Below are 23,498 nucleotides of genomic sequence, written 5' to 3' on the forward strand. Positions count from 1 at the left end.
CCAAAGCTATAGAACCGGATGATTGAATTCGGTGGCGCCGCTCGCGCAGCCATCGGCACCGCTCGTGCCGGTCGAAAGTGCAGTCCCACGCCGACTCGGCCTGACCGTAGACTCGGGGGCGACAACGCGAAGGAGCGAGATGCGCATCGGAATGGCGATCAATTACTCCAGTGGCTTCCGTGAGGCGGCGGCTGAGGTGGCAGAACTCGAGAAGGCCGGACTCGACCAGATCTCGGTACCTGAGGCGTACTCCTTTGATGCGGTCAGCCAGCTCGGCTATCTGGCTGCCGTCACCGACACCATCACCATTGCGTCGGGCATCGTGCAGATCTTCACCCGCACGCCCACCTTGACGGCGATGACAGCGGCGGGCCTCGACTATGTGTCTGACGGGCGCTTCGCGCTCGGCCTCGGGGCATCCGGACCACAGGTGGTCGAAGGGTTCCACGGGGTTCCCTACGACGCGCCGGTGTCGCGCATCCGTGAAATCGTGGAGATCTGCCGGATGGTCTGGCGCCGCGAGAAGGTCGAATATCACGGCGAGCATTACACGATTCCGTTGCCGGCCGGCCAGGGCACCGGCCTCGGCAAGCCGCTCAAGCTGATCAACCAGCCGGTGCGCGAACGCATCCCGATCATCATCGCGGCGCTCGGGCCGAAGAGCGTGGCGCAGACCGCCGAGATCGCCGAAGGCTGGCAGCCGATCTTCTTCCACCCCGAGAAGGCGCAGTCGGTGTGGGGCGCGTCGCTCGCGGCCGGCGCTGCGCTGCGGGATGCCGCGCTGCCACCACTGGACATCCATGCCAGCCCGGTTCTCTCGATCGGCGAGAACACCGAGGCGTTGCTCGCCACGGTCAAGCCGCAACTGGCGCTCTACATCGGGGGGATGGGCGCGCGCGGAAAGAACTTCTACAACGACCTGGTTCGCTCGTATGGCTATGAGGCGGAGGCCGAGACGATTCAGGACCTCTATCTCGCCGGCCGCAGAGAAGAGGCCGTGGCGGCGGTGCCCGATGAGCTGGTCAGAGCGATCTCGCTGATCGGCCCGAAGAGTTTCGTTGCCGAGCGCCTTGCCGCGTTCGCCGAGGCCGGGGTGACGTCGCTCAATGTCGCGCCGCTGGCGCAGGATGCCGTGGGTCGGTTGCAGCAGATCGCGTTGCTGAAGGAGCTGACGGGCGCGTTGTAGCAATCTCGTTGGTCGAGGAGTAGCCGACGGAGTCGGCCGTGTCTATGAGGTGTAGGGGCCATTTCTATGGGGTATATGGCCTTTTCGTTGATCGAGGAGCGCGCGAGCTTGCGAGCACGCGTCTCGAGATCTCGCGAGCCAATCCTTGAACTCGGGTTGCGTTTGAACGTCGGCTCGCGAGGTCTCGACCCGATCGCGGGCGGCCTCCTCGACCAACGAAATGGTCAAATTCGTTGACCACAATGCCGCGCAGCGGCCCAATAGCTCGAGATCTCGCGCGCCAATCGTTGAGCTCGGGTTGCGTTTGAACGTCGGCTCGCGAGGTCTCGAGACACTCGCTGACACTCGCTGACGCTCGCTCGACCACCGAAATGGTGATATTCGTCCAACACCATGCAGCACAGCGGCCCCTGCGCTCGAGACCCGGCGAGTCGATCTCTTAGCCCGTTACGGGTCGTGGCGCGGTTCGTGGCTGACGAGGCCGACAGTGTTGCCCTCGCTGTCCCGGATGAAGGCCATCCATTCGTCGGTGCCGGCGGGGCCCAGGGTGTCATCGGTGTGAGTGAAGATCACGTGCGGCGCATCGATGATCTCGACGTCACGCGCGCGCAGGGCGTCGACGGTCACGCGCACATCGTCGACCTGCAGATAGATCAGCGCAGGGGCTGCAGCCGTCTCGAGCAGTAGCCGGGACCGGCCCACGTTGAAGAAGAGGAGGCCAGGCGGGTCGAATCGAGCGGCCGGCGGTCCGCCGAGCAGTGCCTCGTAGAACGCAGCAGCGCGGTCGAGATTGTCGGCGTGCTGGGCGACCTGCAGAATTTCCATGGTGACCTCCCTCATGGCCTTCACCCTGATCATCCGCCTCGAAGGTCGGACTTGTCGAGAGCGGTGGCTATGGCCGTAGCCGTCTCCGTAGCTTGCGCATCGTCGCAACCTCGCATCGTCGGGGCCTTCGCATGGTTGGGAGCCCCCATTCGACGGAGATTTTCACGTAATCACCCTGTTTTGGCCGTAAAGGGGCTGTTTGAGGCAATATCTCCGTCGAATGGGAGTGGACGTCGTGCTGTCATTCCGGCTGAGTTGGTTACGCATCCGCGCCGGTTTCGACAGCCAGGTTCGCGCGTGCGCCCGAATCGTCGCCTGGATGCCCGGCGAGGCGACGTTTTGAGCGCACGCGTGGGCAGAAGCGACGCGAGAGGGCCAGTGAAAGCGGGCGGATGGCGACTGTCAGGTTCGCCAGGGCAGCCAGATGGCCGCTCTGCGTCAGGTCAGAGCACCGATTGCCCGCACTCGAAGAAGAGACGGGGAAGATTTCGCGCGTGCGCCCGAATCGTCGCCTGGATGCCCGGCGAGGCGACGTTTTGAGCGCACGCGCGCGAGACGAGAGTGGGCGAGAGGGCGACGAAACAGGGCGACGAAACAGGGCGGCGAAACAGATCGAGCCCGTCGAGTCGCGCGGGGCGGAACTCGACGGGCTCGAAAGCGGCGAAACGCAGTGCTAGCCGATGCGGATCATCTTCTTGTTGACGAACTCGTCGGCGCCGAAACGGCCGAGCTCGCGGCCCGAACCCGAACGCTTGATTCCTCCGAAGGGCAGCTCGGCGCCGTCGGCACCCACCACGTTGATGAAGACCATGCCGGCCTCAATCCCGTCGGCGACTCGCAGCGCCTGCTCCGGGTCGGTCGTGAAGACGTAGGAACCCAGGCCGAACGGGGTGTCGTTGGCCAGGGCGACCGCGGCAGCCTCGTCGGCGACGCTGAACACCTGAGCGACCGGGCCGAAGAACTCCTCGTGAAAGGCGTCGGAGCCCGGCTGCACATCGGTGAGCACTGTGCCGGCGTAGAAATTGCCCTCGGAGGTGCCACCGGTGACCAGGGTTGCGCCCTGCGCGACCGCGCGGTCAACCTGCTCGATGAGCGTCTCGGTGGCCTTTGCAGAGGAGAGCGGGCCGAGGCCGGTGCCGTCCTGAGTCGGGTCACCCAGCTCGACCGCAGCGATCGCCGCGGAGAACTTGTCGAGGAACGGCTGGTACAGCTCCTCGATGACGATGAAGCGCTTCGCGGCGTTGCACGCCTGACCGTTGTTGTCGAGGCGGGCGGCGACGGCGGCGCCGACAGTCTCGTCGAGGTCGTCGGTCGAGAGCAGGATGAACGGGTCTGAGCCGCCGAGTTCGAGCACGACCTTCTTGAGGTTGCGGCCGGCGATCTCAGCGATCGCGGCACCGGCGCGCTCCGAGCCGGTGAGCGAGACACCCTGCACACGCTTGTCGGCGATGATCGTCGCGATCTGATCGTGCGACGCGTAGATGTTCGTGTACGCGCCAGCCGGGAAACCGGCGTCGTGCATGATCTGCGCGATCGCGGCGGCCGACTCGGGGCACTGCTCGGCGTGCTTGAGCAGGATGGTGTTGCCGATGATCAGGTTGGGTCCGGCGAAGCGGGCGACCTGGTAGTACGGGAAGTTCCACGGCATGATGCCGAGCAGCACCCCGAGCGAGCTGCGACGAATGAGCGCCGAACCCTCGCCTGCGAGCAGCGTGATGGATTCGTCCTTCAGCAGATCGGCCGCATTATCGGCATAGTAGGCATAAATGTCGGCGCTGAAGTCGACCTCGCCGAGCGCCTGGTCCATGGGCTTGCCCATTTCGCGCACGATGATCTCGGCGAGCTCCTGGCGACGCTCCAGGTGCAGTTCGCTCACGCGGCGGATGAGCGCTGCGCGCTCCTCGACACTCGTTGAGCGAGACCAGGTGCGGTGCGTCTCATCGGCGGCTGCGATCGCTGCGGTGAGTTCGGCATCCGTGATCGTCTCGTACTTCTTGACGGTCTCTCCGGTAGCCGGGTTGATGACTGCGTAGTTACTCATAGGCCTATCCTTCACAGGTCGGTGCGCCTAAGGAACCGGCGCCGATGCAAACTCTCGTTGTCAAAGATATAACAACGGATGATTAATCACGAGACGGCGTTGCAGGGGAGATGAGAACCCGAAACGGCACACCCGCGCAGTCCACTGCGGCCCCGTCGTGCGGGGCGAGCTGGCCGACTTGCACCGTGGGTTCGGTCGAGATCACGACCCGACCAACGGCGTTGACGAGGGCGAGCGGCTGGTCGGCCGCGAGAAAAAGCGGAAGCAGGGCGGTCTCGAGGCGGCGCACCGAGACATCCGCCCCGACCACGCCGATCATTTGCTGACCGACCCGCACGGGCATCGTGACGGTGAAGATGTAGTCGCAGGTGCAGAGATGGTCGACGTAGGGGCCGGTGACGTGCCGTTGATGTGTCGATTCCGGGATCGAATACCACTCGAGTTGGCGCACGTCGCGCAGGTATTCGGTGTAGATCCGGGCGCCGAGGTCGAGGCGCGTCGGTACCGTCGTGATGCCGAGCAGCGGGTTCGATTCGAGGGGGCCGAGCCACCAGGAGAAGTGAACATCGCGGCCGTGCACGAACTCCGGTGCCGCGATGAATCCAGCGCCGATCAGGGTGGGGTGGGGCAGTGTGAGCGACGGAATGACCAGCGATTCGACGAGTGCATCGAGTTCAGCCGGCCGCGTCGAGGCACCGGCCTGAGCGATGCTGTCGCGCCACGATTCGAGATCCTGAAAGACGACGTCGAACAGGTCGCTGACGGCCGCCGCGCACCGTTCAGGCGTTGTTGTCGTCAACGGATGTCTCATCCAGCTGCCCTCCTCGCTCGACACGCGCCTTCGCCGCGAGTAACCATTCCGCCAGAGACTGCACTTGGTCGCCGACCAGACGGCGGGCGAGAGCGCCATCGCCGGCCTGGAGTGCGGGGACGACGGCCCGAAAACCCGCGGCGATGCGCTCACGGAGCGCCGGATCATCCATGCCGAGAAAGAGGAGCGGGCCGAACTCGGCCTGCACCTGAATCTGTTCGCGCACGAGACGGGCCGATTGGGTGAGCACGGCAAGTTCGAGAAAGAAGCCGCCGGCGTTGGAGCGGGCGGAAGCGGTCGACGTGAAATCCGCTTTCTGCAGCCAGGCGGCGAGGCGTTCGGCGTCAAGGGTCGAGGTGCGCACGGCCGCTCGGGCGGCACAGCCCTCCACGATCACGCTGAAGTAGACCGCGATGTCAGAGAGTTCGACCTGGGTCAGCCCGCGGAGCCGGGTGCGCAGCAGGGCGTGGTGCTGAGCATCGATGGCGATCACAAAGCTGCCGCCCTCGCGGCCGCGCCGCGTCTCGACCAAGCCGGTGTCCCGCAGGATCACGAGACCCTCGCGCACGGTGATCAGAGCCACCCCGAAACGTCGGGCGAGCTCCGGCTCGCTCGGCAGGCGTTCACCGGGGGACAGCACGCCGAGGATGATGGCGTCGGTCAGTCGTTGGGCCACCTGTTCGGCGCGCCCGGCGTCGTTGAGCTGCGCGAAGACCGCTTCGCGCGCTCCGGGTCGTCGGTCAGCCGCCATGCTGCCAATCTACTGGGCACGCAAAGATCCGGTATAGGATTTATTTCACGCGACCGGCGTGATGTGTGATCCTGGTCGCGCAGCACGACTCGGTTGGCCAACGGTGGAGGACTCGATGCAGGAGAACGCGACAGGGCGCACTGGCCCACGCGTCGGCCCGCTCGCCGGTGGTCCCGATGGACCGTTTTCCGGCCCGCTCGATGGTGGTCCCGATGGTCCGCTTTCCGGCCCGCTCGCCGGCCCATTGGCCGGCATCCGTGTCGCCGATTTCTCCCGGGTGCTGGCCGGTCCGTACGCCACGATGATGCTGGCCGATTTCGGCGCAGACGTGATCAAGATCGAGAGTCCGGCCGGCGATGACACTCGGCAGTGGCGCCCGCCCGTCGATGCGCAGGGGGACTCCACCTACTTCGGCAGCGTCAACCGCAATAAGCGCGGAATCGTCTGCGACTTCACGACCGAGGCGGGCCTGGCCGAGGCTTCCCGGCTCGCCGCATCCGCTGACGTGGTGATTGAGAACTTCAGGCCGGGCGTGATGGCGAAGTTCGGACTCGACTACGACAGCGTGCGCGCGGTGAACCCCGGTGTCGTCTATTGCAGCATCACCGGATTCGGTTCCGGGGCCGGCGCCGCGCTCCCCGGCTATGACCTGTTGGTGCAGGCGGTCGGAGGGCTGATGAGCGTGACCGGGCAGCCCGACGCCGAGCCGAGTAAGGTCGGCGTCGCGCTCGTCGACGTGCTCACCGGGCAGAATGCGCTCGCCGGCATCTTGCTCGCGTTGCGTGATCGCGACGGCTCGGCTGCCAACTCGGCTGCCAACTCGGCTGCCAACTCGACCGTCAACTCGGCCGCCGGCGCAGGGCGCCTCGTCGAGGTGGACCTGCTGACGACCCTGCTCTCCGCACTGACGAACCTCGCGGCGGGCACCCTCGCGACCGGTGAGACGCCGGCGCGGCTCGGCAATGCACACGCCAGTATCGCGCCCTATGAGCTGTTTCAGGCATTGGATCGCGACCTCGTCATCGCGGTCGGCAACGACCGGCAGTTTCGCACCCTGATGCGACTGCTCGGTTCCCCAGAGGGTGCTGACGACGAGCGGTTCAGCTCGAACAGCGCCCGGGTCGCGCACCGTGCCGTGCTGCGCGAGCGCATCAACGGTCTGCTCGCGGTGCAACCGGCGGCGCACTGGGTGGGCATTCTGACGGATGCCGGCGTGCCGGCCGGACTCGTCAACTCCATTGACGAGGCATTCGCGTTTGCCGCCGAGCTGGGACTGGAGGCAGCCGTCGAGTTGCGCGCTGACGAGGTGCGCGCCGAGGTGTCGCGGGCCGACGGGTTGCGCGCCGAGACCCGCACGCCCCGGATTAGCCGCCAGGTCGCCAACCCCATCCACCTCTCGGGGCTGCCCGCCGACTACCGTCTGTTGCCGCCCCGATTGGGCGAGCATGCCGGCGCCGACTGGCTTGCTCGGCCCGCCACCCCACCCGCCACCCCACCCGCCACCCCACCCGCCACCCCACCCGCCACCCCACCCGCCACCGACTCGCCCGTCGCCCCACTGCCCCGACCCGCCACCCCACCCCGTGAAGGAACACCGTGACCACATCAGACGCCGCAGCACCCACGACGCCGGATTCAGCACGGGAGGCAGCCGCTGCCCCGCTGGTCGATGCCGTCTTCGACATTGACGCTCTGCTCAGCGCGGAGGAACGCGCGTGGCAGCTGAAGGCGCGCGCCTTCGCGCGCGAGCGCATCCTGCCGACGATTGAGCAAGATTTCGAAGACAAGTACTTTCGCCGGGAGCTGGTTGCTGAGATGGGCGCCGCAGGTTTTCTCGGCATGCACCTCACCGGCTACGGCTGCTCGGGCGCGGGGGCCGTCAGCTACGGGCTGGTCTGTCTCGAGCTCGAGGCGGCCGACAGTGGCTGGCGCACCTTCGTCTCGGTGCAGGGCTCGCTGGCGATGTCGGCCATCTACAAGTACGGCTCCAAAGAGCAGAAGCAGCGCTGGCTGCCTGGCATGGCCGCCGGCGAGCTGATCGGTTGTTTCGCGCTGACCGAGCCGAGTGGCGGCAGCGACCCGGCCGGGATGCTGACCACCGCTCAGCGCGACGGCGACGGATGGGTGATCGACGGGTCCAAGCGGTGGATCGGCTTGGCCAGCATCGCCGACGTCGCCGTGGTCTGGGCGAAAACTGACGAGGGGGTGCGCGGCTTTCTGGTGCCGACCGAGACCGTCGGCTTCACCGCGACCCCGATCGACACGAAACTCTCGATGCGCGCGTCGATCCAGTGCGACGTGCTGCTTGAGGGTGTGCGCGTGCCGGGCGACGCGATGCTGCCGGATGCGCGCGGGCTGTCCGGCCCGTTCGGCTGCCTCAACGAGGCACGGTTCGGCATCGTCTGGGGTGCAATGGGGGCGGCACGCAGTTGCCTCGACGCGGCGATCGGGCGGGCGACCTCCCGCACCGTCTTCGGCAAGCCGATCGGGGCGATGCAGCTGATCCAGGCCAAGTTGGCCGACATGTTCGTTGAGTATGAGAAGGGCGTGCTGCTGGCTCTGCACCTCGGACGGCTGAAGGAACGCGGCACGCTCACCCCGGCGCAGATCAGTGTCGGCAAGCTCAACAGCGTGCGCGAGGCGATCAAGATTGCGGGGGAGGCCCGCGGCATTCTCGGCGGCGATGGCATCACCAGCGAGTTTCCGGTGATGCGTCACCTGGCGAACCTGGAGTCGGTGCGCACCTATGAGGGCACGGATGAGATCCACCAGCTGGTGCTTGGTCGGGCGCTGACGGGGCTGAACGCGTTCGCGTAGCGGCGGCAGCACCCGCAAAGACAGCTTCAGCGACGCCGGCAGGGCAGCGCCAGCGACGGCCAGCGAGGCATATTTGCGAAGAATCTGACGAAATAATGCTGTAATTTTGCCGGAGTGTTGACGGAAAAAATCACCCTCCCTACAGTTCCAAATATGTCCGAGCCCGCTGGAGTGCACACCCTCGTGAGAAGAACCCACGAGGAGCGCATTCTGCGTGCTCTGCGTGAGTTCGGCCCCCTCAGTCGCGGCGAGATCTCCGACCGTGTCGGCCTCTCACGCACGACCACCTCCGAGATCACCGGTGAGCTCATCGAGCGGCGTGCGATCGTTGCGGTTGCTCCGGATGCCGCCGATCGCGTCGGTCGGGGTCGCCCCGCCGACCGGTTGGTTCTTGACCCGGGCGCCGGTCAGGTCGTCGGCATTGACTTCAACCACGGACGAGTTCAGGTCGCGGTCGCGGATGCGAGCCAAGAGATCATCGCAGCCGGCGACGCCCGCTATGACCTGGACTCCGCATGGCGCGAACGCGCACAGATCGCATTCGCGCTTCTGGAACGCCTCACCGTTGAGACCGGGGTGCACTACGGCGCGCTCCAGGGCATCGGTATCGGTTTTCCCGGACCGTTCTCACCGCAGGGTTCGCGGCTGGCGCTCGGCCGAGACAAGCGGGACACCTCGGCGGTCGATGGGGCGCGCGAACTTCGCGAACACTTCGCCCAGCGTTTCGATGTTCCGATCATGCTCGACAACAATGCGCGCCTCGCCGGTCTGGCTGAGGCAATCTGGGGTGGCCAGAGCGCCTCCAGCGACCTCATCTACCTGCGACTCTCCCACGGCATCGGCGGGGGACTGGTGCAAGGCGGGGTTCTGTCGACCGGGGCCTCGGGATACGCCGGCGAGATCGGACACATCACGGTCATCGTCGACGGCGCAGAGTGCCGGTGCGGAAAACGCGGATGCCTGGAGACGGTGGCCTCCGTTCCCGCCGTGCTCGCTGCCTGCGCCCGACGGGGAGCCCCGGTGGCCGACCTCGCCGCGCTGCGCGCATCCGTGGCCAGCGGAGACCCGATCGTCGGTGCCGTGCTGCGCGACGTCGGCGACGCGGTCGGCCGCGTGCTCGGCGGGCTCGCCGTCGTGCTCGACCCGGCCGAAATCGTGATCGGTGGACCGCTCGTTCAAGCAGCGCCGATGATCGTGGACCAGGCGCGATCGGCCATCGGCTACGAACTCATCCCCATTCCTCAGGCCGCACCCGTTATTCGTGCGGCCTCCCTCGGAGACGACGACGGCGCGCGTGGCGCGATCGCGGCGGTTCTCCGCCGATCTGCCCTACTTCAACGCTACCCAGACGACGGCGTCGCTCGCGACCTGCCTTCACCGCTGCAAAGGAGCACCACATGACCGGCCCCCACCCCGTGCGCGAACACCGAATGGACCGGAGCACCGCATGAGCGTGTCCACTGCGCTGAACTCTGCTCGCGCGATCGGGAGCCCGAGCACCAACGAGGGCCCTCGCACCGTCGCAGAGAAGGCCGCGCGCCGCTCGAAGCGGCCGGGCAGAATGCTCGCGCTCAACATCACGTCGGTGGTGGCCGGAATCGCCATCTGGTGGCTGCTCTCGCTCTCCGGCTTGCGCCTGCCCACCCCGCCGCAGGTACTCGAGCGTGCCGTGCAGCTTCTACTTGACGGCACTCTCGTCGCCGATGCCGGGGCCAGCCTCGGGCGCGTGCTTGCCGGCTTCGCGCTCGGCACCCTGGCCGCCATCCCCGCTGGTTTTCTGATGGGGTGGTACGCGACGGCCCGCGGCCTGATGGAGCCGTGGATTCAGTTCTTCCGCACCATTCCGCCGCTGGCGATCATTCCCCTCGTACTCGTGCTGATGGGAATCGGCGAGCAGCCGAAGATCTTCGTGATCTTTCTCGCTGCGTTCCTCTCCTGCGTGATCTCCACCTATCAGGGGGTCGTGAACGTGGACCGCACCCTGATCAATGCGGCGCGGGTGCTCGGAGCCAAAGACGGCGCGATCTTTCTGCGGGTCGTCGTGCCGGCATCCACCCCGTTCATTCTGGTCGGGATGCGCGTCGGCCTGGGCGCCTCGTGGGCAACGGTCGTCGCTGCAGAGCTCATCGCCGCCCAGGTCGGCCTGGGCTATCGGATGCAGGCGGCCCAGCTCTACTACGATCTGCCGACGATCTTCGTCGGACTGATCTCAATCGGAATTCTCGGCCTCATCATGGACCGCATCCTGCTGTTCGCCGAAACCGAGCTCACCGGATGGCAGGAACGTCGATGACCAGCACAAGCACACCCACCCGCGTGAGCGACGCCGCAAAAATCTCGGTACGCGGCGTCACGAAGACCTTCCCCCTCGGCAATGAGGACTTCATCGCCCTCGACAACGTGTCGCTCGACGTGGCCGACAACGAGTTCGTCACCATCGTCGGACCCTCGGGATGCGGCAAGTCGACGCTGATGAACGTGCTCGCCGGCCTGGAAGACGTCAGCAGCGGGCACGCCCTCGTCGACGGGATCGCCGTCGCTGGGCCCGGGCCAGAGCGCGGTGTCATCTTTCAGCAGTATGCGCTGTTTCCGTGGCTGACAGTGCGCAAGAACGTGGAATTCGGACTCAAGACGGCACGGGTGCCGCGCGCCGAACGCCGTGAACGGGCCGAGCACTTCATCAACCTCGTCGGTCTCACCCAGTTCGCCGATGCCCTGCCGAAAATGCTCTCCGGAGGCATGAAGCAGCGCTGCGCGATCGCGCGGGCGTATGCCGTCAACCCGTCGATCCTGCTGATGGACGAGCCCTTCGGCGCGCTCGATGCCCTCACCAGAGTGCGGTTGCAAGAGCAACTGCTCGAGACGTGGAGCCAGGAGAAGCGCACCGTGGTCTTCATCACCCACGACGTCGACGAAGCGGTGTTTCTGGCCAACCGGGTCGTGGTCATGGCCGCGCGCCCCGGCCGGGTCTACGACGTCATCGACGTCGACCTGCCGTATCCACGCACGGAGGACATGCGCCTCAGCCCCGAGTTCACTGCCTTGCGCAATCGCGTCTGGCATTCGGTCTACCACCAGACCACTGGCCAGCAGACCTCCCTGATGCCGTCAACAGCGACGGCCTGAACCCAAGGAAATCATGAAAAACATCACTCTCAAGCGGGGAATGGTCGCAGTGTTCGCGGCCGCCGCCCTTGTTCTGACCGGTTGTGCTTCCACCCCAGACAGCGGTGCAGGAGCCGAGACGGCCGCGCCGGCGCTGGAGAAAGTCACCTTCGGTTACATCGCCGACTTCAACGGTGCCAGCGTGCACGCCGTTGCCGCCAAGCTCGGCCTCTGGGAGAAGTACGGACTCGACGCAGAGACTCCCGTCTTCACCAACGGCCCACTGCAGGTTCAGGCGCTCGGCACGGGCGACCTCGACTTCGGCTACGTCGGCCCCGGCGCCATGTGGCTGCCGGCATCCGGCCAGGCGAAGGTCATCTCCGTCAACTCGATCGGCGCGAGCGACCGCGTGATCGCCCAGCCGGGGATCACCTCGTTGAAAGAGCTCAAAGGAAAGAAGATCGGTGTTCCCGAGGGCACCTCTGGCGACATGATCCTGAACCTCGCGCTGGAATCCGTGGGAATGACACTGGCGGATGTCGAGAAGGTCGCGATGGACCCGGCAACCACCGTCGCCGCATTCTCCTCAGGCCAGATTGACGCCGCCGGGCTGTGGTATCCGCTGATCAGCACGATCGAGACACAGGTCCCCGACCTCAACGTGCTCGCATCCAATGAGGACTTCAGCGACTCGGTGGCCTTCGCCTCCGGTTTCGTCGGCGCCAACGACTTCGTCGAGAAGAACCCGGAGACCACCGTCAAGGTGCTGCAGGTGGTTCGTGAAGCCATCGACTACCGAGCCGAGCACCTCGATGAGGTTGTCGAACTGACCGCGAAGATGATGAAGCTCGACGAGTCGGTCGTCAAGGCCGAGGCGAGCAACGTGACCTACTTCACGTCGGCTGAGCTGGACGCGATGATCGAAGACGGCACCATCGAGAGCTGGCTCACCGGTATGAACAAGTACTTCGTCGGTGCAGGCAAAGTCACAGATCCTGCCGACCCGTCGACCTACTTCACCGGCGATCTCTTTCTGAAGGCCGGCACGAAGTAACAAGCCCACCGCTCGGCCACGGCCGAACAAACGGATGCCCCGGCGTCGCTTCGAGAGCGCGCCGGGGCTTTTCCCGAAACAGACGAGAAAACGATGAAGACTCCCCAGAAACGCCCGAACATCGTGCTGATCCTCACCGACGATCACGCGGCTCACGCCATTGGTGCCTACGGATCGGTGGTCAACCAGACACCCCGGATCGACGAGATTGCCGAGGCCGGGCGACGAATCGACCACTGCTATTGCACGAACTCCCTCTGCTCGCCGAGCCGGGCATCCATTCTCACCGGCACGCACAGTCACCGAAACCAGGTCACCACCCTCGACACGCCCCTCGACTCCAGCCAGCCGACGTTCGTGTCGTTGCTGAAGGAGGCCGGCTACCGCACCGGAATTGTCGGCAAGTGGCACATGGGGGAGGGCGACGCGCACGACCCGCAGAGTTTCGACTACTGGGCCGTGCTGCGCGGCCAGGGCGAGTACTTCGACCCGCAGATTCTCACGGCTGACGGCGTGCATATCCAGCCCGGCTATGCGACCGACATCATCACCGATCTCTCGCTCGACTGGGTCGATTCGTTGGAGGGCGATGCCCCGTGGTGTCTGCTCATCCACCACAAGGCCCCGCACCGTTCCTGGGAGCCCGACGCGAAGCACCAGGGCATGTACTCCGATCCGATTCCCGTGCCCGACACGTTCGACGACGACTACGCCACCCGGTCGAGCGCGGCGAAGCATGCCACCATGCGCATCGCCGACTACCTCACCCTGGCTGACCTGAAGGTGGCGCCACCGATCGACCTCACCCCAGAGGAGCTGGCGCTCTGGAAGTACCAGCGCTACATGGAGGACTATCTGGCCTGTGTCGCATCCGTCGACGACAACGTCGGCCGGGTCATCGATTGGCTGCGCGAGCGGGGCGACTTCGACGACACCCTGCTGATGTACACGTCAGATCAGGGATTCTTTCTCGGCGACCACGGCTGGTTCGACAAACGGTTCATGTATGAGGAGTCGATCAGGATGCCGCTGGTGATGAGCTATCCGGCCGCCATCGAGCCCGGCGCCCCTGTGCAGCAGATGGTGACGAATGTCGACTTCGCTCAGACCATTCTCGAGGCTGCCGGCATCGACCCGCACGAGCGGATGCAAGGCCTCAGTTTTTGGCCGCAGCTGACGGATGCGCCCGATGCGCCGACCCGCGACGGGGTGTACTACCGCTACTACGAGAACGACGATCAACATCACCACGCGCTGGCCCACTACGGCATTCGCACGGAGCGCTACAAGTTGATCTACTTCTACAACGATGGGATGGGGCTGCCGGGTAGTTCCCCGCATGTGTACCCGCCGGAGTGGGAACTCTATGACATGCTGCTCGACCCCGATGAGCTGGTCAACGTGTACCACTCGGCGGAATATCTCACCGTGCGCGAAGACCTCACGGTGCAGCTGTGGCGATTGCAGGCAGATCTCGGTGACGAGCCGCACCCGAGCCAGCCGGAGCCGGTCGGGCTGCACAGCCCGGTGGCGTTTGGCACGGTTTCGTAAGAGATAATTCTCGGATGGAGACACCGTGTTCGTGAAGATCTGCGGGCTGAGCGAGCCCGTCACCGTCGAAGCCGCGCTCGACGCCGGCGCGGATGCCGTCGGTTTCGTTTTCGCGCCGGGGAGCCCCCGCACGATCGACCCGTCGGTCGCTCGAGAGCTGATTCGGGGAGTTCCCGAGACCGTCCTCACCGTCGGCGTCTTTCGCAAGCAGCCGATCGACGAGGTGCTGCGGATGGCGACGGAGGCCGGAGTGAACACGGTGCAGCTGCACGGCGGCGAAACCCTGGCCGACTTCGAGCGGGTGCGGGAGGCCGGTTTCGGCACGATCCGCGCACTCTCGATTGACGAGTATCTGCGGGAGGTCGAACGCGACCCGGTGGGCATCCGCGCTCATCGCCTGCTGATCGACGCCCCGATGCCGGGCGCTGGCGAGGTGTTCGACACGACCGAGCTGCAGGCGCACCCGCCGCAGGACGGCTGGTTGTTGGCTGGCGGACTCAATCCGAACAACGTGGCCGAGGTGATCCGCGCCGCACGACCCGGCGGCGTCGACGTGTCGAGCGGCGTCGAAGCCGTGCGGGGGCAGAAAGACGCGGCGCTGATTCGTGCGTTCGTGGCCGCTGCGCGAGCCGCAATCTGAGCCCACCCAGCGCGCTTTGCGATCTGAGCTGACTCCAGCGCGGCCGGGTCGCCGGCCTGCGTGAGCTGACCCAGCCGCATCCGTCTGCCCGGGCGTCGATAAAGTTCAGCTGTGGGCACTCGCAGACTCCCTGGAGCGATGAATGCCGCCAGGGCTGAACATTATCGACAGAATCTGCAGCCTGACACGACGAGGGCCCCGACACGACGAAGGCCCCGGCACACTGCGCCGGGGCCTTCGAAATGAAACGGGAGAGCAGTTAGCTCGCGCGGGCCGACAGTGCCTTCGCGATCTCGGCGCCGAGTTCCACGTTGCCGCGGTACACGTTGACGTTCACGTTCAGGCTCTCGCCCTTCGTCTCGCGCTGGATGAAGTCGAGCAGGAACGGCGTGGTGTCGTGCCCGATGATCCCGGCGTCGGCGGATGCGGCCCAGGCCTTCTCGAGAACGGCTTCGAGCACGGCGGGGTCAAGCTGCTTGTCCTTCGCAATGGGGTTGGCGACGAGCAACGTCGAGCTGATCTCGAGGGAGTCGCGGGCTTCGACCATCGCGGCGACCTCGTCGGGGCTGTCGACGGAGTACTCGATGTCGTAGCCGGAGTCGGTGACGTAGAAGCCAGGGAAGTCGGTGGTCTTATAGCCGACGACAGCCAGGTTGAGGGTTTCGAAACGCTCAAGGGTGAGGGGGATGTCGAGGATCGACTTCACGCCGGCGCTCACGACGACGAGGGGCAGGGTGGCGAGGATCGGCAGGTCGGCCGACTCGTCGAAGGTGGTCTCTGCGCCGCGGTGCACGCCGCCGAGGCCGCCGGTGGAGAACACGCGGATTCCGGCCCGGTGGGCCAGGTAGGCGGTCGCAGCGACGGTGGTTCCACCGTGAAGCTTCTTGCCCATCGCGACGGCGAGGTCGCGCACTGACACCTTGATGACGTGGTCGGCGTTGGAGAGCGTCTCGATCTCGTCGGCGCTGAGGCCAACGGTCGGCACGCCGTCGATGATGCCGATGGTGGCCGGCACGACGCCGAGCTCACGCAGACGGGCTTCGGCTTCGAGTGCCACCTCGAGGTTGCGCGGGCGCGGCAGTCCGTGGGTGAAGATCGTCGACTCGAGGGCGAGAACCGGCTTGCCTTCGGCAACTGCCTGGCGAACCTCGTCGGACACGCGGAATGACTGCGTCATGAAAATGCTCTCAATCTGTCTAGGTTCTCCCACTCTAGGTCGATGCGTTTCACGCAACAATCGAAACATTCGCTCCAATTGATAAGATTCGTTTATGAGTCTCACGCTGCGTCAAGTGCAGTTTTTCACCGCGGTCGCCCGCACCCTCCACTTCGGGCGGGCCGCCGAAGCGCTCTTCGTCTCACAACCGGTGGTCAGCCAAGAAATTGCCCGCCTGGAGCGCGCACTCGGCTTCGAGCTGTTCGACCGCTCGAAGCGGCAGATCAGCCTGACGGCCGCGGGCGAGGCACTGCGCGGCCCGGCTCTCGACCTCGCGGATGCCGCGCGTCACTTCGAACAGTTCGCCGTGCGGTTCTCGAAGGGGCGGGCCGCGACGCTCACGATGGTCGGCACTCCGAGCGCGATGGACTACTTCATCCCGCTCATTCTGCAGGGTGCCGAAGCCGCGATTCCGTGGCTTCAGATCGAAGACGTGGGAGTGGAGACGGGCGAGGTGGCGGCGAACCTGGAATCCGGGGCCGCCGATCTCGGGCTCGGCCGCTACGTGTCGATCTCCGACCGGTTCCGTTCAGAGGTGGTCTTTCGGGAGCCCCTGATGGTCGCGCTGAGCGAGAGTCATCCGCTGGCCGTCGACGCGTCGATCCACCTGGGCGATTTGGCCGATTTGCCGCTGCTGCTCTGGCCGCGGGAGCGCAACCCCGCCTACTACGACCGGCTGATGGATATCTGCGCTGCCGGTGGCCTCGACCCGCTCGTCGTTGTCAGCCGGCCGCGGGTCATCGGCACCCGCTCCTATCTGATCGCCGATGGCCGGGCGTTCGGCCTCGTGCCGGCATCGTCGGCGGCCCAACTCCCGGCCGGAATCGTCGCGCTTCCGCTCGACTCACCCGAGCAACTGCCGTTGTCGCTCGTCTGGCGAGCGGGAGACCCGCGGCCGGCGGTCGGCGAACTGGTTGCGCTCATCCGTCAGCTGGGTGCGACGGCGTCGCGTGCCTCTCAACCGGGTGAGCGGCAAGCCGCAGTGCATTCATCGACCGATCTGCCGCATTCATCGGAGAAAGAAGGGTAATCCGCCCACGAGCGGCCAGGCGCCCTGGGTAGCGTCGAAGTGGGCCTTCGTGCCCTCAGGAGGAAGCCATCAGTACCCAGCAGAGCCAGTCGTCGCCCACGAGCAGCATCCCGATCGTTGGTGCCCAGCCCGCTCCGGTCGCATCGCCCCTCTCGTCCTTCATCGGCTTGGCCGGTCGGGCCTACTTTCCGATCGCCTTCTTCAGCCGGCTTCCGTCGGCCATGGCCATCGTCGGAGTGCTCATGCTCGTGATGAGCACCCGCGGTTCGATCGCCGAAGCCGGGCTGGTCTCCGCGGTTGCGGGCATCGGCACCGCCCTCGCCGCACCCATCGTCGGGCGCCTCGCCGATCGCATCGGCCAGCGCTGGGTGCTTGTCGTCTGCGCCGCCGTCAACACGGCGGCTTTGGCCGGATTCGTGCTGCTCGCCTACGCCGAGGTTCCCCTGGCCCCGCTGCTCATCGGCGGCCTGGTCATCGGAGCGAGCGCCCCGCAGGCCGCGCCCATGTCGCGCTCCCGGCTCGTCGCTCTCGCGGCGGCCAAGGCCGATCCTCGTCAGCGCACGACGCTCACAAAGATGATCATGAGCTACGAGTCGGTGGCCGACGAGTCCGCTTTCGTGCTCGGCCCGGTGCTCGTCGGCCTCCTCGCCAGCACGCTCGGCGCCTGGGCCCCGCTGCTCGCCGCCGGCACGATCACCCTGATCTTCGTCACCCTGTTCGCCTTCCACCCGACGGCGGTGCAAGCGGATGCGACGTGGGAAGACGAACTGCACGCGACGCCACCGGCATCCCCCTTCACCCCTCGCCTGTTTCTGCTCGTCGCCGGAATGTTCACCGTCGGGGCGTTCTTCGGAACGACGTTGACGTCGTTGACGGCGTTCATGGCGGCGAGCGGCGCTGAATCACTCACCGGAATTCTCTACGGCGGCCTCAGCGTCGGCTCAGTGATCTTCGCCGTCGTGATGGCCGTGCTGCCGTCACGGTTCAGCCTGCGCAGCCGCTGGGTCGTGTTCGGAACGGTGGTTCTCGGTGCTGCGCTCTGTCTGCCGTTCCTCACCACGCTTTCGCTCATGGCCGTCATGCTCATCGTCGCCGGCTGCGGGGTGGGCGCCGTGCTCGTGTCGCTGTTCAGCCTGGCCGCCGAGGGCGCACCGGCCGGCCGATCGACGACGGTGATGACCATGATGGCCGGTGCCCTGGTCGTCGGCCAGGCCATCTTCACCGCCATCGGCGGTGCGGTGGCCGAGGCCTCCGGCTCGCAGCTGGGCTTCTTTGTGACGGTCGCAACCGCGGCAACGCTCGTGCTGCTGGCACTCGGCAACCTGGCTTTGCGTCGCCCGGCCGTGCAGTAAGTTCCTCTAACCGGCAACCCCGGGATGGGCGAGAAGGCGCGCGGCGCGCGCCCGGATCACGTCGATCAGCTCGCCGACGAAAGGGCGCGGGTCGTTCGGGCGAAACAGCATCTCGATGGGCAACAGCGCAGGAGCAGAGAGCGGCACCGCACGCAGATCGTCGGAGAGGTGTGCCCTGGCCGAACCCGGAATCAGGGTGAACGCCCGATTCTCGCCGATCAGGTAGGAGCGGGAGCCCACGATGCGGGCCGGCGCCTCGAGCACGGTCGGGGTGAGTCCCCGGTCGTGGCAGAGGGCGAGAATCGCATCGTAGTAGCGCGGACTGCGTTCCCGCGGCCAGAGCAAGAGCGGCAGCCCGGCCAGGGCCGAGAGGTTCACCGTCGGGTCTGCGGCGTGGGGGTTGCCGCGGCTGAGCACCGCGAACACCTCCTCCTCGGCCAACGTTTCAACCTGAAATCCGGGGAGCGGTTCGAGAAAACGGCCGAGCCCGATATCGGCGTCGAGTTCGAAGAGAACGGATGTGACGGTTCCGGTGTCTGCAGCGATCTCGTCGATCACGAGGTCGGGCAAGATCTTCTCGGCCTTGCTGATCACTGCCGGAAGGAGCCGGTCGACAACACTCGGCGACGCGACAACCGTGACGGTTCGATCTGATATGCGGGAGTAGAGCCGTGCCGTCTCCTCGAAGGTGACGAGCTGCGCGTGGATATGAGCGGCATCCGCGAGCAGCGCCGCCCCGGCAGCGCTCAGCAGCGTGGTGCGGGTCGATCGCTCGAAGAGCTCGACCCCGAGCGCCTCTTCCAGCTTGCGAATCTCCGCGCTGACCGTCGGTTGCGATAGGTGAAGGGCCTTGGCCGCATGGGCGAAATGCAGTTCGCGAGCCATCACGATGAACACTTCGAGCTGCCGTACCGTGACGTGCACCTGACGCATCGCGGCATCCTTCGGCCCGTTAGACATGGAGGGTGCCAGGAGTTGCGAGAGCGGCATGAGTGAGGGCGACACCGGTGGATGCGCGAACGACCAGACGCGAGCGCCAGATCACGTTGTCGGCCTGCCCGGTCTCCACGCGCTCACGCAGGGTGCGCCCGGCGGCCGTGCCGAGTGCCCGCGCATTGAAATCGACAGTGGTGAGGGCGGGGTTGGTGAGTGCAGAAAACTGGAGATCGTTGAATCCGCTCACGCTGAGTTGGGCGGGAACGTTCACTCCGGCCGCGGCGGCACCGAGGAGCACGCCGTAGGCGATCAGGTCGTCGGCACAGACGATGGCGGTGACGCCGGTCGCCACCCAGCCACGGGCGTGAGCTTCGGCGTAGTCAGTCGCCGTCGCGATATCGGCCACTCTGACCCGGTCGACCGTCATCGTTCCGCCGCCCGTGGTGAGGGCGGCGTTGATGACCGTGCGGCGCAGGTGAAACGTCTCCTTGGCCCGGTCGACGTCGAGGTAGACCACCTGGCGGTGCCCGAGCCGGAGCAGGTGCTCGGCGAGGTCGGTGGCGGCGCCTCTCACATCGGGATTCACTGTCGGCACCCCGGGCAGAACGGCGAGCGAGTCGATCAGAACCGTCGGGCCGGCTGGCCGCAACGACTCCAACACCCGCGCCGACGGGCTCGCGAGAATCAGGCCGCTGATCTTGTTCGCCTGCACCTGACGCACCGCGGCAGGGCCGTAGTCGAAATTCTCGGTGCCGACGACGATGTTGACGCTGAAATCGGGCGCGAGCGCGTCGGTCAGGCCGTGAAAGAGTTCGCTGAAGAACGGGTTGCGGATGTCGGGGCAGAGCAGCGACACCTGGTTCGGATGCGACGACGCGAGACCCTGCGCCTGGGCATTCGGCGCGTAGTTCAGTGCGTCGACCGCGTCGAGAATGCGCGCACGCAGTTCGGGGCTGACTCGGCCGGCATCTCGCCCGTTCACGACGAGGGAGATCGCGGTGGTCGAGCACCCCACGCGGCGGGCGACATCCTGTGCAGTTGCGATGGCCATCAGATTACACGTTCTGGCGGCGAGAAAGTCAGCGTGCTTCGGCGGGGGTCACCTGCAACGTCGCGCCGGGGCTCTTCAGCACTTGTGCGGCGACGGCGGCACCGGTCTCGACGCAGCTGCGAATCGGGGCGCCCAGGATGGCCTGCGACAAATAGCCGGCGGCGAAGCTGTCGCCGGCACCAGTGCTGTCTTTCACATCGGTCACGGGGGTCACCGCCACTTCGAACTGCTCGGTGTCGTTCTGCACGAGCACCGCGTGTGCGCCACGTTTCAGGATCAGCGTGCGGCCGGCAACGTGCGGCCACGCGGCGATGTCGAGATGCGCTGCTTCATCGGCGTTGGCGAAGACCACTGCCGGGTTGATCTCGGCGATCAAGCGAGGGGCTTCGTCGACGCCGAGGTGTTCAAGCAACGACACCGACGACACATCGATGCTGACGCTGATTCCACGTTCGTGGGCGGCAGCCGTCAGCGCGAGCAGGGCGCTGCGTGTCTGCGGGGTTTCGAAGCCGTACAACGGAAGATGCAGCCAGGTGACACCGTCGAGCCAGGCCGGATCGATCGCATCCATCTCGGCTGCGGCGGCGCGGTCGGGAAACATGGTGCGCTCGCCGCTCGGATCGACGAGGATGACGACGGTGCCGGTCGAGCCGCCGTGCTGCAGGCGCACGTCGACGCCGAGTTCACTGAGGCTGGCGCCGAGGCTGTCGCCCGCCGCGTCGGTGCCGACCTTGCCGATGAAACGCACCGGCATCAGGGCTGCGGCGATGGCTGCCACGTTGGCGGCACTGCCGCCTCTGGTGCGAAAGATGCGGGCGGGGTTGTCGGTGGCGTGCTTGAGCTCACCGTTGCCCCAAACGATCACATCTTCCAGCAGATCGCCGGCAACTGCTAACACGGGAGAACTCGACACTGTGCGCCCCTTCACAGGTAGCCCCTTTTTATGGGGCCCCTTTGTGGTTGGTTTGATCACCACTTCATCGTTGAGCGGTTTACCCATTCTGCGGAGCATCATGCGGGAAGTCAAGCGCTTAACGTGTTGCAATTGCTGGGAGTTTGCGGGCGCGGGTTCATGCACAGATGAACGCCGAGGTGCATTCGCGTAGCGCACGTGCACGTGCGGCCCCGGGCGCGGGTGGCCCATTTTCCGTAATGAACTTCAGAGTCATATGAGCCTGAAGTTCATTACGAAAATCGGGGCACCATCCCTCGCTCGCCGGCATCGCACGCACCTCACAATTTCGTTGGTCGAGGAGGCCGCCCGCGGCCGTCTCGACGCTTCTCTGGGTGATGTCAAGCCGCGTGGGAGTTGATTTCTAAAAAGTGACTGTGCGGTGTAGCGCTTGAGGCAGCGGACCTCCGCCAGACAGGCCGCATTCGTTGCGCGGGTCCGGTGCCGTCACGCGGGTCGGCGCCAACGCGCGCAGCGGCGCCCAACGCGCGCAATGCGCAGTCCGCCCGCTCAGGTCTCTCCGTACATCCGCCACGCGGGTCGGATGCCGCCACGCGGGTCGGACGCCGGGCCCAATTGCACCACGCGGGTTGAAAACCGCCACGCCCAGTAAACTGCACGGGCGTCACTGTTTTCGACCCGCGCAACGGCGTTCCGGCGTCGACAAGAACGGTCAGAGACCTCGGGAGTCGACCGTCAGACGTGACCCAAGTCCAAGGATTGGCTCGCCGGATCTCGAGACGCGGCCTCCTTCGTCGGCTGCTCCTCGATCAACGAAATGGTTTTCCGCCTTAGACCACGTAGCCGTCGGCCACGGTGAGTGCCGCGTCGATGATGGCGAGGCCGCGCACCAGCTCCTCCTCGGTGATGACCAGCGGCGGCGCAATGTGCAGACGGTTGAAGTGCACGAACGGCCAGAGACCGGCAGCCTTGCAGGCCGCGGCGACGGCGTTCATCGGTGCCGCAGCGGCGCCAGAGGCGTTGAACGGCACGAGCGGTTCGCGCGTCTCCGGGTTGCTCACGAGCTCGAGGGCCCAGAACAGTCCGGTTCCGCGCACATCGCCGAGAGACGGGTGCGTTTCCAACCAGCCGCGCACGGTCGGCTCGATGATGCGCGAACCGAGGTCTTTCACGCGCTCCAGGATGTTGTCGCGTTCGAACACGTCGAAGGTCGCGACGCCGGGTGCGCACGCCAGCGGGTGCCCGCTGTAGGTGAGCCCGCCGGGGAACGGCACGTCGTCGAAGAACGCCGAGATCGCGTCGGAGATGACGACGCCGCCGAGCGGAACGTAACCGGAGTTGACGCCCTTCGCGAAGGTGATCAGGTCGGGAGTCACGTCGAAGGCGTTGACCGCGAACCACTCGCCGATGCGGCCGAAACCGACCATGACCTCGTCGGCGATGTAGACGATGTTGTACTTGTCGCAGAGTGCGCGCACCCCGGGCAGGTAGCCGGCCGGCGGCACCAGCACGCCGTTGGTACCGACGATCGTCTCGATGATGATCGCTGCGATGGTCTGTGCTCCTTCGAGCACGATGACCTGCTCGAGGTGCTCGAGTGCACGGGCAGACTCCTCGGCCTCAGTCGTGGCGTGGAACGCCGACCGGTAGAGGTAGGGCCCGAAGAAGTGCGCGACCGAACCGTCACTCGGCTCGTTGGCCCAGCGACGCGGGTCGCCGGTCAACGAGATGGCGGTGGCCGTCGAGCCGTGGTAGCTGCGGTACATCGAGAGCACCTTGCGCTTGCCGGTGACCCGGCGGGCCATGCGCACGGCGTACTCATTCGCATCCGCCCCGCCGTTGGTGAAGAACACCTTGTTGAGCGTGCCGGGGGCCACCTCGCTGATGCGGCGGGCGAGTTCGCCGCGCACATCGTTGGCCATGGCCGGCTGGATGGTGGCCAGGCGCCCGGCCTGGTTCTGGATGGCCGCAACGAGATCAGGATGCTGGTGGCCGAGGTTCAGGTTCACCAGCTGTGAGCTGAAGTCGAGGTAGGCGTTTCCCTCGTAATCCCAGAAGGTGGAGCCGGCACCCGAGGCGACGGGCAGCGGGTTGATCTGAGCTTGTGCGCTCCAGGAGTGGAAGACGTGGCCGCGGTCGTTGGCCCGTACTTCGGCCTCGGTGGCCAGGTCGTCGGCCTCGGTAGTGACACCGGTGGTGGTGATTTCGATCGTCATCGT

Annotated in this window: 20 protein-coding genes; 11 read left to right on the top strand and 9 right to left on the bottom strand. The window is 66.1% G+C overall.

Annotated features, from left to right (window positions below; translation table 11 throughout):
- Positions 1 to 139 precede the first annotated feature (139 nt).
- Positions 140 to 1,186 (top strand): LLM class F420-dependent oxidoreductase, encoded by a 1,047-nt coding sequence (locus tag ABD791_RS12160; protein ID WP_345066874.1) that lies wholly within the window; start codon positions 140 to 142, stop codon positions 1,184 to 1,186.
- 447 nt (positions 1,187 to 1,633) lie between these two features.
- Here the strand turns inward: ABD791_RS12160 and ABD791_RS12165 are convergent, their stop codons facing one another.
- From ABD791_RS12165 to ABD791_RS12180, 4 genes are all read right to left on the bottom strand, one after another.
- On the bottom strand, positions 1,634 to 2,011 hold the full coding sequence (locus ABD791_RS12165; RefSeq protein ID WP_345066877.1) for a VOC family protein: 378 nt from the start codon (positions 2,009 to 2,011) through the stop codon (positions 1,634 to 1,636).
- Positions 2,012 to 2,684: 673 nt separating this feature from the next.
- The gene (locus ABD791_RS12170; RefSeq protein ID WP_345066879.1) at positions 2,685 to 4,052 is read right to left on the bottom strand and encodes an NAD-dependent succinate-semialdehyde dehydrogenase; all 1,368 of its coding nucleotides are present in this window, start codon (positions 4,050 to 4,052) and stop codon (positions 2,685 to 2,687) included.
- A gap of 82 nt (positions 4,053 to 4,134) precedes the next feature.
- A complete protein-coding gene (locus ABD791_RS12175; protein WP_345066881.1) occupies positions 4,135 to 4,863 on the bottom strand; it encodes a cache domain-containing protein in 729 nt (242 codons plus the stop codon).
- A complete protein-coding gene (locus ABD791_RS12180; RefSeq protein ID WP_345066883.1) occupies positions 4,832 to 5,614 on the bottom strand; it encodes a FadR/GntR family transcriptional regulator in 783 nt (260 codons plus the stop codon). Before ABD791_RS12180 ends, ABD791_RS12175 begins: the two co-directional genes overlap by 32 nt.
- A gap of 115 nt (positions 5,615 to 5,729) precedes the next feature.
- On the opposite strand from ABD791_RS12180, the gene ABD791_RS12185 reads away from it, so the two are divergent.
- From ABD791_RS12185 to ABD791_RS12220, 8 genes are all read left to right on the top strand, one after another.
- A complete protein-coding gene (locus ABD791_RS12185; protein WP_345066885.1) occupies positions 5,730 to 7,214 on the top strand; it encodes a CaiB/BaiF CoA transferase family protein in 1,485 nt (494 codons plus the stop codon).
- 62 nt (positions 7,215 to 7,276) lie between these two features.
- On the top strand, positions 7,277 to 8,431 hold the full coding sequence (locus tag ABD791_RS12190) for an acyl-CoA dehydrogenase family protein (RefSeq protein ID WP_345067473.1): 1,155 nt from the start codon (positions 7,277 to 7,279) through the stop codon (positions 8,429 to 8,431).
- A 153-nt stretch (positions 8,432 to 8,584) separates the two neighbouring features.
- Complete coding sequence (locus ABD791_RS12195; protein WP_345066888.1) at positions 8,585 to 9,832, top strand: ROK family protein; 1,248 nt, start codon at positions 8,585 to 8,587, stop codon at positions 9,830 to 9,832.
- A gap of 46 nt (positions 9,833 to 9,878) precedes the next feature.
- The gene (locus ABD791_RS12200; protein WP_345066890.1) at positions 9,879 to 10,724 is read left to right on the top strand and encodes an ABC transporter permease; all 846 of its coding nucleotides are present in this window, start codon (positions 9,879 to 9,881) and stop codon (positions 10,722 to 10,724) included.
- Positions 10,721 to 11,557 carry an ABC transporter ATP-binding protein gene (locus tag ABD791_RS12205; RefSeq protein WP_345066893.1) on the top strand — a complete coding sequence of 279 codons (837 nt, stop codon included), beginning with the start codon at positions 10,721 to 10,723 and terminating at the stop codon, positions 11,555 to 11,557. The genes ABD791_RS12200 and ABD791_RS12205 overlap by 4 nt, the downstream gene beginning before the upstream one ends.
- Before the next feature lie 13 nt (positions 11,558 to 11,570).
- Complete coding sequence (locus ABD791_RS12210) at positions 11,571 to 12,590, top strand: aliphatic sulfonate ABC transporter substrate-binding protein (protein ID WP_345066896.1); 1,020 nt, start codon at positions 11,571 to 11,573, stop codon at positions 12,588 to 12,590.
- 93 nt (positions 12,591 to 12,683) lie between these two features.
- A complete protein-coding gene (locus ABD791_RS12215) occupies positions 12,684 to 14,141 on the top strand; it encodes a sulfatase family protein (RefSeq protein WP_345066899.1) in 1,458 nt (485 codons plus the stop codon).
- Positions 14,142 to 14,166: 25 nt separating this feature from the next.
- Positions 14,167 to 14,781, top strand: coding sequence for a phosphoribosylanthranilate isomerase (locus ABD791_RS12220; RefSeq protein ID WP_345066902.1), 615 nt, complete (start codon positions 14,167 to 14,169; stop codon positions 14,779 to 14,781).
- Positions 14,782 to 15,040: 259 nt separating this feature from the next.
- On the opposite strand, the gene ABD791_RS12225 is transcribed toward ABD791_RS12220, so the two are convergent.
- Positions 15,041 to 15,958, bottom strand: coding sequence for a pseudouridine-5'-phosphate glycosidase (locus tag ABD791_RS12225; RefSeq protein ID WP_345066905.1), 918 nt, complete (start codon positions 15,956 to 15,958; stop codon positions 15,041 to 15,043).
- A gap of 94 nt (positions 15,959 to 16,052) precedes the next feature.
- On the opposite strand from ABD791_RS12225, the gene ABD791_RS12230 reads away from it, so the two are divergent.
- Positions 16,053 to 17,027, top strand: coding sequence for a LysR family transcriptional regulator (locus ABD791_RS12230; RefSeq protein WP_345066907.1), 975 nt, complete (start codon positions 16,053 to 16,055; stop codon positions 17,025 to 17,027).
- 167 nt (positions 17,028 to 17,194) lie between these two features.
- A complete protein-coding gene (locus ABD791_RS12235) occupies positions 17,195 to 18,379 on the top strand; it encodes an MFS transporter (protein WP_345066909.1) in 1,185 nt (394 codons plus the stop codon).
- A 6-nt stretch (positions 18,380 to 18,385) separates the two neighbouring features.
- Here ABD791_RS12235 and ABD791_RS12240 read toward each other — a convergent pair whose 3' ends face one another.
- The 4 genes from ABD791_RS12240 to ABD791_RS12255 form a co-directional block, all read right to left on the bottom strand.
- Complete coding sequence (locus tag ABD791_RS12240; protein WP_345066912.1) at positions 18,386 to 19,339, bottom strand: LysR family transcriptional regulator; 954 nt, start codon at positions 19,337 to 19,339, stop codon at positions 18,386 to 18,388.
- The gene (locus ABD791_RS12245) at positions 19,332 to 20,366 is read right to left on the bottom strand and encodes a LacI family DNA-binding transcriptional regulator (protein ID WP_345066914.1); all 1,035 of its coding nucleotides are present in this window, start codon (positions 20,364 to 20,366) and stop codon (positions 19,332 to 19,334) included. Before ABD791_RS12245 ends, ABD791_RS12240 begins: the two co-directional genes overlap by 8 nt.
- Positions 20,367 to 20,394: 28 nt before the next feature.
- Positions 20,395 to 21,264, bottom strand: coding sequence for a carbohydrate kinase family protein (locus ABD791_RS12250; protein WP_345066917.1), 870 nt, complete (start codon positions 21,262 to 21,264; stop codon positions 20,395 to 20,397).
- Between the two features lie 845 nt (positions 21,265 to 22,109).
- Positions 22,110 to 23,495, bottom strand: coding sequence for an aspartate aminotransferase family protein (locus ABD791_RS12255; RefSeq protein WP_345066919.1), 1,386 nt, complete (start codon positions 23,493 to 23,495; stop codon positions 22,110 to 22,112).
- Between the last annotated feature and the right edge of the window lie 3 nt (positions 23,496 to 23,498).

Source organism: Glaciibacter kafniensis (assembly GCF_039538945.1).
Classification (GTDB): domain Bacteria; phylum Actinomycetota; class Actinomycetes; order Actinomycetales; family Microbacteriaceae; genus Cryobacterium; species Cryobacterium kafniensis.